Source organism: Sporosarcina sp. P13 (assembly GCF_002743055.1).
GTDB lineage: Bacteria > Bacillota > Bacilli > Bacillales_A > Planococcaceae > Sporosarcina.
Genome location: NZ_PDYM01000037.1, coordinates 1 through 15,932, shown reverse-complemented (window position 1 = coordinate 15,932; position 15,932 = coordinate 1). Strand labels below are relative to the sequence as shown.

Below are 15,932 nucleotides of genomic sequence, written 5' to 3'. Positions count from 1 at the left end.
TATTTGTTAGTATAGCGCAAAACATTTTAAATTGCATAGTCAACAACTGACCAATTATTGCTTTATTCGACTTCCTTCTTATATTATTAGGTGGGTAAAAATTTATTTTTGAGGTGTCTTATGAAAAATCCGTATTTGTTTGGTTATTTACCTTTCGTCACTGTCGTGTTATTCAGTTTGACGTTTGGCGTATACAGTGTAGGGGAATCCATAATCTTATTTAAAGAAATTGGGCTATATCAAGGAATGCGTGAGTTTTTATCTGATTTCCAGCTACGTATCTTTTTATTGACAGTGTATACATTAGTGTTTTTCATGGTATTCGCCGCGCTTAAGTTAATCGCTGTGACCATTCACGAAACTGCGTTGTTGTTCTTTTTAAGAGAAGAAGCGAATGCGTCCTATAGTGCATCAAAGTCTGGAGCCGTCATTTACTTTATCGGTGCTCTTGCTTCGGTGGCAGGTATTCAGTCGTGGAATACAATGGTGCTTATTTTCATCATCACCTCATTTGTCTACTTCATTTATGTCGTATATAAAGTAAGTCCTTTTATGTCTCTGACCCATACAATTGGCTTGATATTCTTTCAAATCATTGTGTGGAGTGTCTTATTGGCAGTGCTCGTCTATATTTTAATCCGTTTGTATAATGGCGTTTTGGCTAGTGTTCCTTTTTCTAATCCAATCAAGTGAAAAACCCCCTGGTACTCCGGAATTCGGAACAGCAGGGGGTTATTCGCGCATCGTGGAGGAAAAAGCTCGAAGATGCAAATTTTGAGCGCGCAGTGTAGGGAGAGGGGCTGGTTTGTCGTACCCAATCCAAACAGCGGATGTATAGTGGTCGTTCATACCGGTGACCCATAAGTCTTTATAAGAATCGGTTGTACCAGTTTTTGCACCGGTATAACTAGTCGAGTGGGAAATTCCTTGCCCCGTACCGTTCAGCACAACGTCCTGCATTAACGAACGAATGCTATTGACTGTGGAATAAGACCAAACGTTTTTCGGTGATTCATTCCATTTGTATAGGATGTTGCCGTCTAGGTCTTTCACCGCTCGTATCGCATGTGGCGTTGAATACATACCGTCTATGAAACTGGTCGTGGCACTCGCAAGCTCTAGCGGTGTCACACCTTTTGAAAACCCACCTAATGCGGCTGGATATCCATAGTCTTCCGCTGATACATGTTGAAAGCTGAAGGGCTTCAAATGAGCAAACGCATTGTCGATGCCTACGCGCTGCAACAAACGAACAGCTGTTGTATTGTAACTATTGATAAATGCTTCCCGAATAGATGTCGTACCGAATTGATAATTGCCGAAATTGCGGGGGCAATACCCTTGAATACAAATATTACTACTGTTAATCGGGGTGTCTGCATGAAACGGTCCGCTTTCAAAAAATGGTGCATAGACGAGCAGTGGTTTAATCGCTGACCCTGGCTGACGAACGGCTTGGTAGGAACGATTGAAATCTGTTTTCTTATACCCTGTACCTGCATAGAGGCTGACGATTTCACGCGCTTCATTGTCGATGATGGCGGCTCCAGCTTGTACACCGCTATTGCCCAAGAGCGCGGAAAGCCTGTTTTGGTCATGGAGTTGCTTTGATGGGTTTAGTGCTGTATCTATGATTAGCCCTTGTCCGATAATCTCTCTTGCACGTTGGTTGATTGCGTTTTGCAAGCGTTGTCGTTCTTCCATCGTTTTTGCCTTTAAAAGGGAGGTGTCCAAACCTTCTGAACGTGCAATGAGTTGTTTGAGTTCTTCCAATACATACGAGCTGTACATCGGAAAATCTTGTTCTTTTTTCTTGATGTGCAGTTTAATCGGCAATTGATGGTATTCTTCATACTGCTCAGCCGTAATGATTTGCTGTTTGACGAGTACATTCAGCATACGTTCTTGACGCTCTTTCGTTCGATCGAAATGTTTCAATGGATCATACAGGGAAGGGTTATTCGGAATTGCTGCTAAAAAGGCGATTTCACCTTCGTTTAATTTCTCCAGAGGCTTGCTGAAATAGTAAGTAGCGGCACCGCCAATGCCGTACACACGATTGCCAAAGTACATTTCATTCAAATACATTTCAAGAATCTCGTCTTTGGATGATTGTTTCTCTAGTTCGGCTGCAAGAAATAACTCCTTAAACTTTCGCTCATACGTTTTCTCAGTCGTTAAATAACGCATACGTACAACTTGCTGCGTAATTGTGGACGCTCCTTGCCGTTTATCATCTGCCGCAGCATTGATCGTAAAAGCACGGATGATGGCGGCGATGTCATATCCGCGATGTTCATAAAATGAGCGGTCTTCACTTTGTAGGAATACTTGTCGCGTGAAGAATGTCATCTCTTTCAAGTCAATCGGGCGTCGCCACTCGACATACTCTTCCGCAAACATTTGCCCGTTGCGGTCTGTCATCTGAACGGGTGCTTCGATGACGGGCGCTTGCAGTTGCACAGCTTCGCGAATATTCTCATGAAGCGTCTCCGTCTGCACGACCTCAGCTTGTATTTGATTTTGGATGAATAATAGTAGTGGAAAACATGTGAGCGTGATCAATAAACCAAGTAACTGCCTCAAAGGGCTACCTCCTTACCTGCGAGAAAAAGTCCATAGTGTATTGCATGAAATATAACATAAACTTCCAAGGGGGGTGAGAAAACAGAATTATTATCTACATTCTTATGTAGAGATTGTCGGGCAGAGCGGTCACTCCCGCAGGAAAAGTTTTCACGAAGAATGGTTTTTGTGAGTAACAGAGTAGCGTTAGGAACACAAGCATTTAGCGTCCGCTTGGAACGGAAATCCCGATTAGCCATAGTCGGCCTTACAAACTAAAAACTGTAGACAAACTCTATATTTCGAGAGTTTGTCTACAGTTTATATGTTAAGTGTACTCTACACCTTGTGATTGCTGGCGAGTTGTTGGTCTTCCAAATAGTGTTCGAAGTCTTGGGTAGGTCGTTTAATCGCGTAGGTTAGGAACGCATAACCGATGACGAACAATACACCCGTGACGATGAAGACGGCTGGAATTCCGATATAGCCGCTGACGATCCCGCCGAACATAGGACCGATGATGTTGCCGAGGAAACGGAAGCTGGTGTTATAACCCATTACTTCACCTTGCACTTCAAGCGGTGCTTCGCGTCTGACGAGTGCGGTTGTAATTGGAATCATCCCACCAGTTGAAATACCGAATAAGAAACGCAGTAAAATCAGTTGCCAAAGTGAGGAAACGAAGGCTTGCGGAATGATGAAGAGGAAAGACAGGATGAGCAAAATCCCTAGTACTTTTTCATAACCAAAGTCATCTCCAAATTTCCCCCACAGACGAGCGAATAATAAATTTCCTAGTCCAGTTGCACTAAATGTCAATCCGGCAAGGAAGGCAACGTTAGTGGCAGCGTGCGTCAAATCCGCGACATACAGCGAAAGGAGAGGCTGAATGCTGAAGTTCCCGACTTGAATCAACGTGGTAACGATCATCACATTGAACATTAAACGGTGCTTAAACAATCCGACTAAAATCACTTTCCGAGAATAGGCTACGACTTTCCGAGTTTTGACTCGATGTTCTTCCTTAATACCAACCAATACAAGCAACGCGGCAATAACAACAGAAACCGATGTGATGATGAACGTATAACTAAAGCCGAAACTATCTGCCATCAGCCCACCTAATACAGGACCGAACAACATCCCCGCAACGCCGCCCATCTGTAACGTACCAAGCATTTTACCTGCTTGTTCACGTGGCGTCTGTGACGAAATGAATGCTAAAGAAGTTGGCAAGAAACCGGTCACTAAGCCATTCACTAACCGTAATACAAGAAAGGCTCCAACTGAATCAACAAATCCCATCAAAAATACGGAAATCGCAATTCCAAAACCATTAATTAGCAATATTGGCTTAAACCCATAACGGTCAGCGAACCGTCCCCAAATAGGTGACATGATCAAAGCCGTAATGAACGTAGCTCCAAAAATCAATCCAGCCCACTTTTGAACATATTCTTCTGAGAAATCTCCGAAAGTCTCTATATATAGCGAAAGAAAAGGCATGATCATCGTCATCGTACCAGCAACAAGAAAGTTGGTCACCCAGATGATAATAAAATTCTTCTTATGTCTACTCAAATTTGGACCACCCTCATGAATTTGTATATGCACTAGTATAAAACAATTCGGTAAGCGAAGGAAACCGTTTAGACTTGCGTATTGTCAACTAACTGTCACAAGTACAAATATCGAAATTTCCAACTATCTATGGTAGACTGTTTTTATGCACAAAACAGAGTAGAAATTAACAACGTACGTAAATCAAAGGAGGAATTCCATGTACCCGCAATTATCAAATGAAGTAGCAGAAAACGAAGCGCTAGTTATCATGAATACAACAATGGGGCCTATCAAAATAAAGCTCTTTAAAGAAAAAGCACCGAAAACAGTTGAGAACTTCTTAACTCACGCTGAAAACGGCTATTACAACGGCATCATCTTCCACCGTGTAATTCCTGATTTCATGATTCAAGGTGGAGACCCGACTGGAACTGGTATGGGTGGAGAAAGCATCTTCGGTAACACATTCGAAGATGAATTCACAATGGATCTATTCAACATTCGCGGCGCGCTATCAATGGCGAATGCTGGACCGAATACGAACGGAAGTCAATTTTTCATCGTTCAAAACGCAGGACTAGCTGGCGCATCACCTGACCAATTGAAAAAAGGTGGTTGGCCAGACGAAATTGCTGAAGCGTATGCAGCAAACGGCGGTACTCCACACCTAGATCAGCGCCACACAGTATTTGGTCAAGTGATCGAAGGGATGGACGTTGTCGATAACATCGCTGGCGTAAAATGTAACCGAGACAATAAGCCAAAAGAAGAAATTTCAATCGAATCTATTGAAATTCTTCAAAAATAAGCTTGACGCACCAATAGGGGGGATCTAGCATGGATTTCGTATTATTAATGCCATTCCTATACTTTCCTGAAGACAAATCAGAATACATCCCAGCAGCCATTTCATTCGTCATTTTCATGACATTGATGCTGCTAGTATTTCGTTGGATCATCAAGAAGTCCAAACGGCAAGAAGAAGATACGAAAGAGCTTGAGCAACGTATTTTGAGAGAACGTCAACAAAATCAAAAAACACAACATCCCGTCGACTGACGCGAGAAGCTATACTGCAGACAACCTCTATCTCTAGAGAACTTGTCTGCAGTTTTTTGTATCCGAACGTATGAAAGAAATACTGGAAAGGTACATTTCATAGTTATCAAGTGACTTGGTGACGTAATCAACTTTGTTAAGTTCAAGTTGGCAAGCTACGTAGTAGACTAATATTCCACTCGCTAACTTTAGAAGCAAACAACAGTGAAATGCAACGAAACGGCATACATCATCTTTCCGGGTCTCTATTAAACGCGTCCAAACGTAAAAGTATTTTAAATTTGTCGAAAGTGTGGCGTCCCTCTTTGCTCTTGCAGTGCGCTATGCTATGATAAAAAGAAAATACAAATCAGGTGACGAATTATGCAAACCATGGAAATGAACAAAAGAGCTGTTGTGTTGTTAAAGGAATGGGACCCTTTCCAAGTGGGCGAAGATGGATATGACGTAGAAATCGCTGACGTCGTGTCAGAACTCGAGCGCATCGACCATCCGACAGACTTAGCGAAATGTATTCGCAAGGTATATGAACATTCCTATGAAATTTGGATACCTTTAGAAAAATGTATGGATATATCTTACAAACTATTGGCAGTAAAATACGAAGCAAAATGTATCGTCTAAAACCATATTGAACAAAACCACTATTGTTGCAAATGGTGGTTTTTTGTTCAATTCTTCAAAATATGGTATACTATGAAGCGGCCATATTGGCAGACTAGATACTACTATAGATTGGGAGCTGTTTTGCATGTCTCACAAATTTGCAGTAGGAGATGAGCTGACCGGAAAAGTTACCGGAATCCAGCCGTACGGTGTGTTTGTAGCACTTGATGCTTCAACGCAAGGGTTAGTGCATATCTCTGAAATTACGTACGGATTCGTCAAAGACATTCATGAATTTTTAGAAGTGGGGCAAGAAGTTCGAGTAAAAGTGTTGGACGTAGATGACAGTGCAAGTAAAATCAGCTTATCTATACGTGCATTACAAGAACCACCAAGTTCCTATTTGAATCATCACCGTCCTCGCCAATCCCTACAAGAACGAGTAGATCAGCAAGATGCAGATGGCTTCAACTCACTAAAAGATAAGTTAAAAGATTGGATCCAACAATCCGGTCACTAAAAAATCACAGAAGCAGCTAGCTGCTTCTGTGATTTTTTAGTTCTTTAACTTTTTTAATCGATATTGCAAATTTTGTCTGCTCATTCCAAGGGCAGTTGCGGTTTTTGTAATATTACCGTCATGCAATTTCATCGCTTTTTCTAAATAATATGTTTCAGCTTCACGTAAATAATGATCCAATGGCACTAATTTAGATTCGTTTTGAATGATAAAGTCACTAGGTTGTACGTCTGTATTTGAAGAATTTACCGTCTTCGCTCGAAATTGTGATGGCAACATTTCTACAGTTAACTTCTCCTCCATCGCCCACATCGACGAAACTTCATCCAATAAAATCTCCAGTTCACGTAAATTACCTGGCCAACTATAGCTATGGAAAAGTTCCATAACTTCATCATCAATTGTAGCTAGCGCTGTTCCGAGCATCTCTTTTCTACTCGTTATATAAGCCTCGACAAATGGTTGTATATCTTCGGGGCGTTTACGAAGAGGGGGGATCCGAATTGCAAATGAAGCGAAAAAGTAATACAACTCTTTTACTAACGCCCCTGAAGCGATCAATTCAACGGGATCATCACCAATACTTGCGATGAACTGATGACTTTTGTCTACTCGTTGCAAAACATGTACTAGCGTTTTTTGTAAAGGAACAGACAAACGATCAATACGTTCACAAAACAGTGTCATGTCGGGTTGTTCTTGCAATAATAGTTCGAGTCGTTGAATGGCATCGATGTCGGTATTTAAACAATAGAATGTATGGAATACACGCTCAGTCGTGGAAGAAGCATGATGTATGCCTTCTGCAATATGGTCTTTGCCTATTCCGGTTTCTCCAATGAGTAGAACAGGCAGACTTGCGTTGGCCGCTTTTTCTGCTGTTGATAGGATAGATTTCATTGCGTCGGATTGAGCGGTAATTCGATCGAATGTCATTGGCCCGCTCGTTCTTCGTAACGGTTGTATGACATACTTTTCTAGTGCGGTGATATCTTGTGCGAATTCAATGGCTCCAAGTAACTCTTCCTCATGATAAATAGGATACGTATCGTTCATCGTCGTAATTTCCATATCTTTTGAATTCCAATACGTTTGCTTAACGTGTAATTCTGGCTGACCGCTTTGTAAAACGCTTAGCAACGTGCTCTCGTTTTTGTCGAAGTTGAATAATTCTAGAATGGAGCGATCTTTGACTTCTTCTAGATCTAGTCCTTCAATTTCTTTCATTTTACGGTTGTAGATAATCGTTCTTCCGCTATGATCAACCGCGTGAATCCCAATATTGGCATAATCTACTGCGAATTGGTTGCATAGAGTGACTAACATAGTATTTGTGCGCATATAGTACACCTTCCTTAAAAAAATCCTCACTAGACTGCATGTTTTCAACTAAAAAGAAAACTTTTTTATTGAAACACTTGCAAAACGCAACACACTCTTGCATTATTATATATGTAAACGCTACCAAATGCAAATATATTTTGCGTCTAAAATAAAAGGGGGATTTGATTACTAATGATTCCATACAAACACGAACCATTTACAGATTTCACAAATGAGGGCAACCGCAAAGCCTATGAAGAAGGTTTGAAACTTGTAGAAAGCTATTTAGGTCAAGACTACCCACTGATTATCGGTGGCGAACGGATCATGACGGACAAGAAGTTAGCATCTATTAACCCTGCAAATAAAGAAGAGTTAATCGGTAATGTGTCACAAGCGAGTCGTGAACTAGCTGAAAAGGCTATGGAAACCGCAATAGAAACATTTGAGACATGGAGAAAAGTGAAGCCAGAATTCCGTGCGGACGTTTTATTCAAAGCAGCGGCAATCGTTAGACGTCGTAAGTTCGAATTTTCTGCATTGCTGACAAAAGAAGCGGGTAAGCCGTGGAATGAAGCAGACGCGGATGTTGCGGAAGGAATTGACTTTTTAGAATACTACGGACGTCAAATGCTGAAATTAAAAGATGGTATGCCGGTAGAAAGCAGAGCGGGAGAGTATAACCGTTTCGATTACGTTCCGTTAGGAGTAGGCGTTGTTATTTCTCCATGGAACTTCGCATTCGCAATCATGGCAGGAACGACTGTCGGAGCGCTAGTTACAGGAAACACTGTACTATTAAAGCCGGCATCAACAACTACAGTAGTTGCGTATAAATTTATCGAAGTATTAGAAGAAGCGGGTATGCCAAATGGTGCGGTCAACTTTATACCGGGCTCTGGCTCGGAAATCGGTGACTATTTAGTGGACCATCCATCTACACGCTTCGTTTCATTCACTGGATCTCGTGAAGTGGGAACGCGTATTTTCGAACGTGCAGCTAAAGTGCATGACGGTCAAATTTGGCTAAAACGCGTAATTGCGGAAATGGGTGGTAAAGATACAATTGTAGTGGACAATGAAGCGGATCTAGAACTTGCGGCACAATCCATTGTAAAATCCGCATTCGGTTTTAGTGGACAGAAATGCTCCGCTTGTTCCCGTGCGATCGTTCATGAAGATGTCTACGATGAAGTAGTAAAGCGTGTAGAAGAAATTACTAAGTCGTTCAAATGGGGTAACCCAGAAGATGGTGATAACCTGGCGGGGCCGGTTATTGACCAAGCGGCATACGATAAAGTGATGGAGTATATCGAGATTGGTAGAAAAGAAGGTCGTCTAGTTGCAGGGGGTACAGGTGACGATTCTAAAGGGTTTTTCGTTGCGCCTACAGTATTTGCAGACGTAGATCCGACTGCGCGCATTTCGCAAGAAGAAATCTTTGGTCCGGTTGTAGCGATTTCTAAAGCTTCTTCTTTCACGGAAGCAATTGAATTCGCAAATGATACAGATTATGGATTGACGGGTGCAGTGATTACGAAAAATCGTCATCATATCGAACAAGCGCGCGAAGATTTCCATGTAGGTAACTTGTACTTCAATAGAGGATGTACAGGCGCAATTGTTGGATATCAGCCATTTGGTGGATTTAATATGTCAGGTACAGATTCTAAAGCGGGCGGTCCAGATTATCTTCAATTGCATATGCAAGGTAAAACAACATCTGAAATGCTGTAAGAAAACAAGTTGTATACCGAGGAGTGTAAAGATATGACGAAATCAAAGATGATTATCGATCAAACGAAAAAATACGGTGCGAACAACTACCACCCACTTCCGATTGTTATTGCGGAAGCGGAAGGTGTTTGGGTAAAGGATCCGGAAGGCAATAAATATATGGATATGCTTGCGGCTTACTCAGCGGTAAACCAAGGGCATCGTCATCCGAAAATCATTCAAGCGTTGAAAGATCAAGCAGACCGCGTGACATTAACTTCACGTGCATTCCACAACGATCAATTAGGTCCATGGTATGAAAAGCTTGCTAAGCTCTCAGGCAAGAACATGGTCCTGCCGATGAATACTGGAGCTGAAGCTGTAGAAACAGCTCTAAAAGCAGCAAGACGTTGGGCATATGATGTGAAGGGTGTAGAAGGCGATCATGCAGAAATTATTGCATGTATTGGAAATTTCCACGGCCGTACACTTGGGGCGATTTCTTTATCATCTGATGAAGAGTATAAAAGAGGATTCGGTCCTTTATTGCCGGGTATTAAATTAGTAGAGTACGGTGATATCGAAGGGTTAAAAGCGGCGATTACGCCAAACACAGCTGCATTCTTAATTGAACCAATCCAAGGGGAAGCTGGAATCATCATTCCTCCAGACGGCTTCTTGAAGGAAGCTTCTGAACTTTGTAAAAAAGAAAACATACTATTCATTGCGGATGAAATCCAAGCGGGGCTTTGCCGTACAGGAAAAATGTTCGCATGTGAGTATGATGGCGTAACGCCAGATATGTATATTTTAGGAAAGGCACTAGGTGGCGGTGTATTCCCGATTTCTTGCGTATTGGCAAATGAAGACGTGCTAGGTGTATTTAATCCTGGTTCTCACGGATCAACATTTGGGGGTAATCCAATGGCGTGTGCCGTTTCGATTGCGGCACTTCAAGTGTTAGAAGATGAAGAACTAGCTAAGCGATCAGAAGAGCTTGGTAACTACTTTATGGGTGAATTGAAGAAGATTTCTCATCCATCGATTAAAGAAGTGCGTGGCCGTGGGTTGTTCATTGGTGTGGAATTGACAGAAGCAGCTCGTCCATACTGTGAAGAACTGAAGGGACTAGGTTTACTATGTAAAGAAACGCATGATACAGTTATTCGTTTCGCGCCACCTTTGATCATAACAAAAGAAGAATTAGATTGGGCGCTTGAAAAAATTCGTTCTGTATTTTCCGACTAAAAAACATCCACACTGACATCCGAATGCACCGAATAATAAATTCGGAAAAGGTTTGGAATTGATGGGTGGAAGTTTCAATGTGCACATGTTATAATGTGTGCGAGAAAGACAATACCAAACAAAGAGGCGAACCATACAATGACAGAAAACCTGAATCTATTTACGTCTACGCAAGTTGTCATCAAAGAAGCACTTGAAAAGTTAGGCTATGATGAAGGAATGTATGAACTACTTAAAGAACCACTACGTATGGTGGAAGTAAGAATTCCTATCCGTATGGACGATGGAAAAGTAAAAGTATTTACTGGTTACCGTTGTCAGCATAACGATGCAGTTGGACCTACAAAAGGTGGCGTTCGTTTCCACCCGGGCGTAAATGCCGATGAAGTGAAGGCGCTTTCTATGTGGATGACACTTAAAGCGGGTATCGTGGACTTGCCATATGGTGGCGGTAAAGGTGGAATCATCTGTGATCCGCGTGAAATGTCAATGGGTGAGTTAGAACGTTTAAGCCGTGGTTACGTTCGCGCGCTTAGTCAAGTAATGGGACCTGCAAAGGATATCCCTGCACCAGATGTTTTCACAAATTCACAAATCATGGCATGGATGATGGATGAATACAGTAAAATTGACGAGTTTAACTCTCCTGGATTCATTACAGGAAAGCCAGTTGTACTTGGCGGCTCTCATGGGCGTGACCGTGCAACTGCAGAAGGTGTAACGATTATTATTAATGAAGCGGCAAAACGTCGTAATATCGATATGAAAGGTGCACGGGTCATCGTTCAAGGATTTGGTAATGCGGGTAGCTTCTTATCTAAGTTCCTGCATGATTCAGGCGCGAAAGTCATCGGGATTTCTGATGCTTATGGTGCGTTACATGATCCGAATGGCTTGGATATCGACTATTTACTCGATCGACGTGACAGTTTCGGAACAGTCACTACATTATTTGATAACACGCTTACAAACGAGGAATTGCTAGAAATGGATTGTGATATCTTAGTTCCGGCAGCAATTGAAAATCAGATTACTGAAAAAAATGCTCATAAAATTAAGGCGAATATCGTCGTAGAAGCAGCGAATGGTCCTACGACATCTGAAGCAACGAAAATCTTGACGGACCGTGGTGTTTTATTAGTTCCGGACGTTTTAGCGAGTGCTGGCGGTGTAACCGTGTCTTACTTCGAGTGGGTTCAGAACAATATGGGTTACTACTGGACAGAGGAAGAAGTGCGTGAGCGAATGACGGAGAAAATGGTTACGGCATTCGAGAACGTTTATAATGTAGCGACTACTCGTAATATTGATATGCGTCTAGCTGCGTATATGATTGGTGTACGTAGAACTGCTGAAGCAAGCCGCTTCCGTGGTTGGGTTTAAGTAAAAAAGACATCCCTTCTTATTTAGAGGGGGTGTCTTTTTTGTTAATCAACCGTAGGGGTAGGTACTGGTTCATCATCAGTCCGCTGCCAATAATTAAACAACACACTTAGTGTCATCAAACCTGATAGTCCAATGATGACATACAAAAATCGTGCTAACGGTTGATAAGCGCCTTCTGTCAATTGCGCAATCACATCGAATTTAAAAATTCCAACGACTCCCCAATTTAAAGCTCCAATAATCGTGACGGCTAGCGCTAGTTTTTGAAGTGTTTCCATAAGATCCCCTCCTACATTAAAGTATATCCCTATTTTGAAACAGTATACTTGCATCGTAATTACATCTTTTTCATAATAGAGGGAAGAAAAAGGAGGAGTACAGATGAATCCATTCGTTTTTCATAATCCTACTAAATTAATTTTTGGTAAAGAGCAGCTACAAAAATTACCTAAAGAACTTGCGAATTACGGGAAAAAGGTGCTGCTAGTGTACGGAGGTGGAAGCATTAAGCGTAATGGTTTGTATGATGAATTGATGAACCTATTGAACGCGCATGATTTTGAAGTAGTTGAAATGGCGGGAGTAGAGCCGAACCCGCGATTATCTACTGCGAAAAGAGGCGCAGACCTTTGTAAGCAACAAGATATTGATGTTATCTTAGCGGCTGGGGGCGGTTCAGTTATTGATTGTACGAAATTGATTGCATCCGCAGCGAAGTATGATGGAGATCCGTGGGATTTTGTGACGGGAAAAGCTAGACCACAGGAAGCGTTGCCATTCGGTACCATCTTGACTCTAACGGCAACTAGCTCAGAGATGAACGCAGGCTCCGTTATTACAAATGAAGAGACGCAAGAGAAATATGGTTGGGGTGGTCCATTCAACTATCCGAAATTTTCCATTCTAGACCCTACGTATACATTGACGGTACCATTGGATCAAACAGTATATGGGATAGTCGATACGATGTCGCATATTTTCGAACAATACTTCCATACGTCAGACAATACACCGTTCCAAGACCAAATGTGTGAAGCTGCATTACGTTCCGTGATGGTTACTGGTGAACAGCTAGTAAAAGATCCAGACAATATGGAATTACGGGAAACGATGATGCTTTCAGGCGTTTGGGGGTTGAACGGCTTCTTATCTATGGGAACAAGAGGGGATTGGGGGACGCATGATATTGAACATGCTGTATCAGCAGTCTACGATATCCCACACGCAGGTGGCTTAGCGATACTATTCCCACATTGGATGAAGCAAACTTATTCACGTAATCCGAAGCGTTATGTGCAGTTGGCGGTTAACGTATTCGGAGTCGATCCAAGCGGCAAAACGGATGAAGAGATTGCAATGGAAGGTATTGGTCGATTGAGCGCCTACTGGAAGACAATCGGTGCGCCCGTTTCGCTTGCAGATTACGACATAGATGATAGCAAGTTGGAGTTGATTGCCAAAAAGGCAGCTATCAACGGACCACTCGGCGGTTACGCACAGTTGTCTCAAGAAGAAGTTTTAACGCTACTAAAAGCTAGTTTGTAAGGGCTGGTATGTCGGTGGCCGGAGAAAATGTCATTACGCCACCGTGCACTTCGATTTACTAGTGTGTTCACTTTAAGTATTTATCCTTTTGGTTTATCATATACGAGTAAAACGCGCCAAGTTTTTAACACTTGGCGCGTTTTATGGGTAAATAACTAATTCGACAGACTCTACATAAGAAAGAGTAGTGAGTTCTACATAAAGCGAAGAAGTAGATTTTTTAGGTAAAACGGTAAGCATAAAATGTAGTTCGTGACGATAGTGGTGATCGTCTGTTTGAAATTGTTTGATGCGCATATGATCTACATCCATACTTTCCTTACGCAAATATTGAATAAGTGCTTCGATTTTGGATTTATCTGTAATGATGATCGTGCAATTAGCTTCTTTCATTCGTAGTCGTCTTGGGCCGAATCTGCTTAAGAATGGTGCGATGAGTTCAATAACTATCATGACGCTAATAACTGTGAAAAGTGATTCCAAATAGAAACCTGCACCTACAGCAATTCCTATACCAGCCGCCCCCCAAATCATAGCAGCTGTTGTGAGTCCGGTAATATTGTCATTATCTCTACGCAGAATAGCCCCGGCTCCTAGAAAACCGATTCCGCTGACAATTTGTGCGGAAAGACGTAGGGGGTCCATTGTGATGTTGATATCAGGACGGGCGGGGACGAGATAAGCCGCTTCAATAGAGATGATTGTTAGCAAACAACTAAAAGTGGCGATGACTGCGCTCGTTTTTAATCCAATCGGCTTCTTTTTAATCTCTCTTTCAACACCGATTATAATACTTAGCGAAAGTGCAATAGCGATTTTGATGATTGATTCCAAATTAAATGACTCTGTTAGTATGGTCTGCATAGTTCCTCCTCCTTTGCTGACAAAATAGGGAGATTGTCTATATACTACTATAATACGATACTCGCCCTAAACGTGCCTTAATTTTTCAATGTAGAAGTTCTAGGAAGTGAAAGAGAAGTGATTCGTGATGAATAAACGCGCTGTCAATCCATATCTTATGATTGCGATTGGTGTTATAACGGTTGGGCTATCAGCTATCTTCGTAAAACTAGCAACAGCTGATGTAGGAGTCATTGCATTCTATCGTATGTTTTTCTCGGTAATTATTATGCTTCCTTTGTTTTTGTATTCCAATCGACACGAGTTAAAAGAGTTAACTAGAAAGGATTGGTTGTTTTCTGCAATTGCAGGAGTATTTCTAGCCATACATTTCATCCTTTGGTTTGAATCTCTCAACTATACGTCAGTTGCAAGTTCGACAGTGCTAGTCACATTACAACCTATATTTGCGTTGGCTGGTACAGCTCTCTTCTATAATGAGATCATTAGCAGTAAAATGCTTATGTCTGTATTGATTGCGTTAACAGGAAGCATCATTATCAGTTGGGGAGATTTTCAGATTAGCGGATCTGCATTATTTGGCGATGCACTTGCTTTAGTAGCCTGCGCTTTCATCACAGCTTACTTATTAGTTGGGCAAGGTGTACGCAAGAGAGTGTCTCTTGTAACGTATACATTCCTTGTTTACTCGGCAAGTTCAATTGCTTTGTTCTTTTATGTACTAAGCTCTCAACAATCGTTCATACAATATCCAGCATCCGATTGGGGCTGGTTTCTAGCATTAGCCATCTTACCTAACTTACTAGGACACACATTATTTAACTGGGCGATTAAGTGGGTGAGTACAAATGTAATCTCCATTGCTATTTTATTCGAACCAGTTATTGCTTCTATAGCAGCCTATTTTATATTCCGCGAAAGTATTTCAATTTCACAATTTATAGGTGCGATCGTTGTTCTGGCGGGGATTATATTGTATTTGATCGACTTTAAAGCGATAAAGAATAAACTTTTTTTATAAAACACTTGCATTCTATATCCGTTATGTTGTATATTAGTTCTTGTCGCTTGAGGCGCTCACAAAACACTGAAAAAACTTTTTAAAAAAGTTCTTGACGGATTGTGACGTACGGTGTAGAATAATGAAGTCGCGTTAGAAAGAAGCGAAAAAATGAACCTTGAAAACTGAACAGCAAAACGTTAACGAAATATACGTTTGTGCATTGACTCTGTTGGTGACATAAACAAAATGAGTATCTTAATTGATGCCAGCAAATGAAACTCGAGCTAATCGAATTTCTGTTTTACTGACTGGCGAGATGTTGTGAAGTGCTAGGAGATGAAGAAGAGAAGGAAGGAGCGTACTCAGGTACGTGACTGACTGAACGACTGAAATCAACGATGCAATTCGCGGCATATCGACTGTCAGTCTTATGGAGAGTTTGATCCTGGCTCAGGACGAACGCTGGCGGCATGCCTAATACATGCAAGTCGAGCGAACAGTTAGAAGCTTGCTTCTAACTGTTAGCGGCGGACG

General features: G+C 41.7%; 15 protein-coding genes and 1 rRNA gene. 11 read left to right on the top strand and 5 right to left on the bottom strand.

All coding sequences use genetic code 11. The features are described from left to right. The first annotated feature begins 120 nt into the window (after nt 1–120). Nucleotides 121–693 carry a YufK family protein gene (locus tag CSV79_RS13670; protein ID WP_099689621.1) on the top strand — a complete coding sequence of 191 codons (573 nt, stop codon included), beginning with the start codon at nt 121–123 and terminating at the stop codon, nt 691–693. A 39-nt stretch (nt 694–732) separates the two neighbouring features. Here CSV79_RS13670 and CSV79_RS13665 read toward each other — a convergent pair whose 3' ends face one another. Continuing rightward, nucleotides 733–2,586, bottom strand: a complete 1,854-nt coding sequence (locus tag CSV79_RS13665) for a transglycosylase domain-containing protein (protein ID WP_099689620.1) — start codon at nt 2,584–2,586, stop codon at nt 733–735. A 318-nt stretch (nt 2,587–2,904) separates the two neighbouring features. Beyond that, a complete protein-coding gene (locus CSV79_RS13660; protein ID WP_099689619.1) occupies nt 2,905–4,146 on the bottom strand; it encodes an MFS transporter in 1,242 nt (413 codons plus the stop codon). A 199-nt stretch (nt 4,147–4,345) separates the two neighbouring features. Between CSV79_RS13660 and CSV79_RS13655 the strand changes: the two genes are divergently transcribed. The 4 genes from CSV79_RS13655 (at nt 4,346) to yugI (ending at nt 6,313) form a co-directional block, all read left to right on the top strand. After that, nucleotides 4,346–4,936 carry a peptidylprolyl isomerase gene (locus tag CSV79_RS13655; protein ID WP_099689618.1) on the top strand — a complete coding sequence of 197 codons (591 nt, stop codon included), beginning with the start codon at nt 4,346–4,348 and terminating at the stop codon, nt 4,934–4,936. Nucleotides 4,937–4,965: 29 nt separating this feature from the next. Then, complete coding sequence (locus CSV79_RS13650) at nt 4,966–5,187, top strand: hypothetical protein (protein ID WP_099689617.1); 222 nt, start codon at nt 4,966–4,968, stop codon at nt 5,185–5,187. 363 nt (nt 5,188–5,550) lie between these two features. After that, nucleotides 5,551–5,811, top strand: a complete 261-nt coding sequence (locus CSV79_RS13645) for a DUF1871 family protein (RefSeq protein ID WP_099689616.1) — start codon at nt 5,551–5,553, stop codon at nt 5,809–5,811. Between the two features lie 127 nt (nt 5,812–5,938). Continuing rightward, the gene (gene yugI, locus CSV79_RS13640; RefSeq protein ID WP_099689615.1) at nt 5,939–6,313 is read left to right on the top strand and encodes a S1 domain-containing post-transcriptional regulator GSP13; all 375 of its coding nucleotides are present in this window, start codon (nt 5,939–5,941) and stop codon (nt 6,311–6,313) included. 36 nt (nt 6,314–6,349) lie between these two features. On the opposite strand, the gene CSV79_RS13635 is transcribed toward yugI, so the two are convergent. Further along, a complete protein-coding gene (locus CSV79_RS13635) occupies nt 6,350–7,654 on the bottom strand; it encodes an AAA-type ATPase lid domain-containing protein (protein ID WP_099689614.1) in 1,305 nt (434 codons plus the stop codon). A 174-nt stretch (nt 7,655–7,828) separates the two neighbouring features. Here CSV79_RS13635 and pruA point away from each other — a divergent pair, with 174 nt between their 5' ends. From pruA to CSV79_RS13620, 3 genes are all read left to right on the top strand, one after another. Next, a complete protein-coding gene (gene pruA, locus CSV79_RS13630) occupies nt 7,829–9,373 on the top strand; it encodes an L-glutamate gamma-semialdehyde dehydrogenase (protein ID WP_099689613.1) in 1,545 nt (514 codons plus the stop codon). 33 nt (nt 9,374–9,406) lie between these two features. Continuing rightward, the gene (locus CSV79_RS13625; protein WP_099689612.1) at nt 9,407–10,600 is read left to right on the top strand and encodes an ornithine--oxo-acid transaminase; all 1,194 of its coding nucleotides are present in this window, start codon (nt 9,407–9,409) and stop codon (nt 10,598–10,600) included. Between the two features lie 138 nt (nt 10,601–10,738). Continuing rightward, nucleotides 10,739–11,983, top strand: a complete 1,245-nt coding sequence (locus CSV79_RS13620; RefSeq protein WP_099689611.1) for a Glu/Leu/Phe/Val family dehydrogenase — start codon at nt 10,739–10,741, stop codon at nt 11,981–11,983. 44 nt (nt 11,984–12,027) lie between these two features. Here CSV79_RS13620 and CSV79_RS13615 read toward each other — a convergent pair whose 3' ends face one another. After that, on the bottom strand, nt 12,028–12,264 hold the full coding sequence (locus CSV79_RS13615; RefSeq protein ID WP_099689610.1) for a DUF378 domain-containing protein: 237 nt from the start codon (nt 12,262–12,264) through the stop codon (nt 12,028–12,030). A gap of 103 nt (nt 12,265–12,367) precedes the next feature. On the opposite strand from CSV79_RS13615, the gene CSV79_RS13610 reads away from it, so the two are divergent. After that, nucleotides 12,368–13,531: an iron-containing alcohol dehydrogenase gene (locus CSV79_RS13610; RefSeq protein ID WP_099689609.1), complete on the top strand. Its 1,164-nt coding sequence runs from the start codon at nt 12,368–12,370 to the stop codon at nt 13,529–13,531. 141 nt (nt 13,532–13,672) lie between these two features. On the opposite strand, the gene CSV79_RS13605 is transcribed toward CSV79_RS13610, so the two are convergent. Then, nucleotides 13,673–14,395 carry an MgtC/SapB family protein gene (locus tag CSV79_RS13605; RefSeq protein ID WP_099689608.1) on the bottom strand — a complete coding sequence of 241 codons (723 nt, stop codon included), beginning with the start codon at nt 14,393–14,395 and terminating at the stop codon, nt 13,673–13,675. A gap of 127 nt (nt 14,396–14,522) precedes the next feature. Here CSV79_RS13605 and CSV79_RS13600 point away from each other — a divergent pair, with 127 nt between their 5' ends. Together CSV79_RS13600 and CSV79_RS13595 are read left to right on the top strand one after the other, a co-directional pair. Next, entirely contained in the window at nt 14,523–15,416 is an 894-nt protein-coding gene (locus CSV79_RS13600; protein WP_099689640.1) for a DMT family transporter, read from the top strand. 409 nt (nt 15,417–15,825) lie between these two features. Then, nucleotides 15,826–15,932, top strand: a 16S ribosomal RNA gene (locus CSV79_RS13595); the annotation flags it as partial.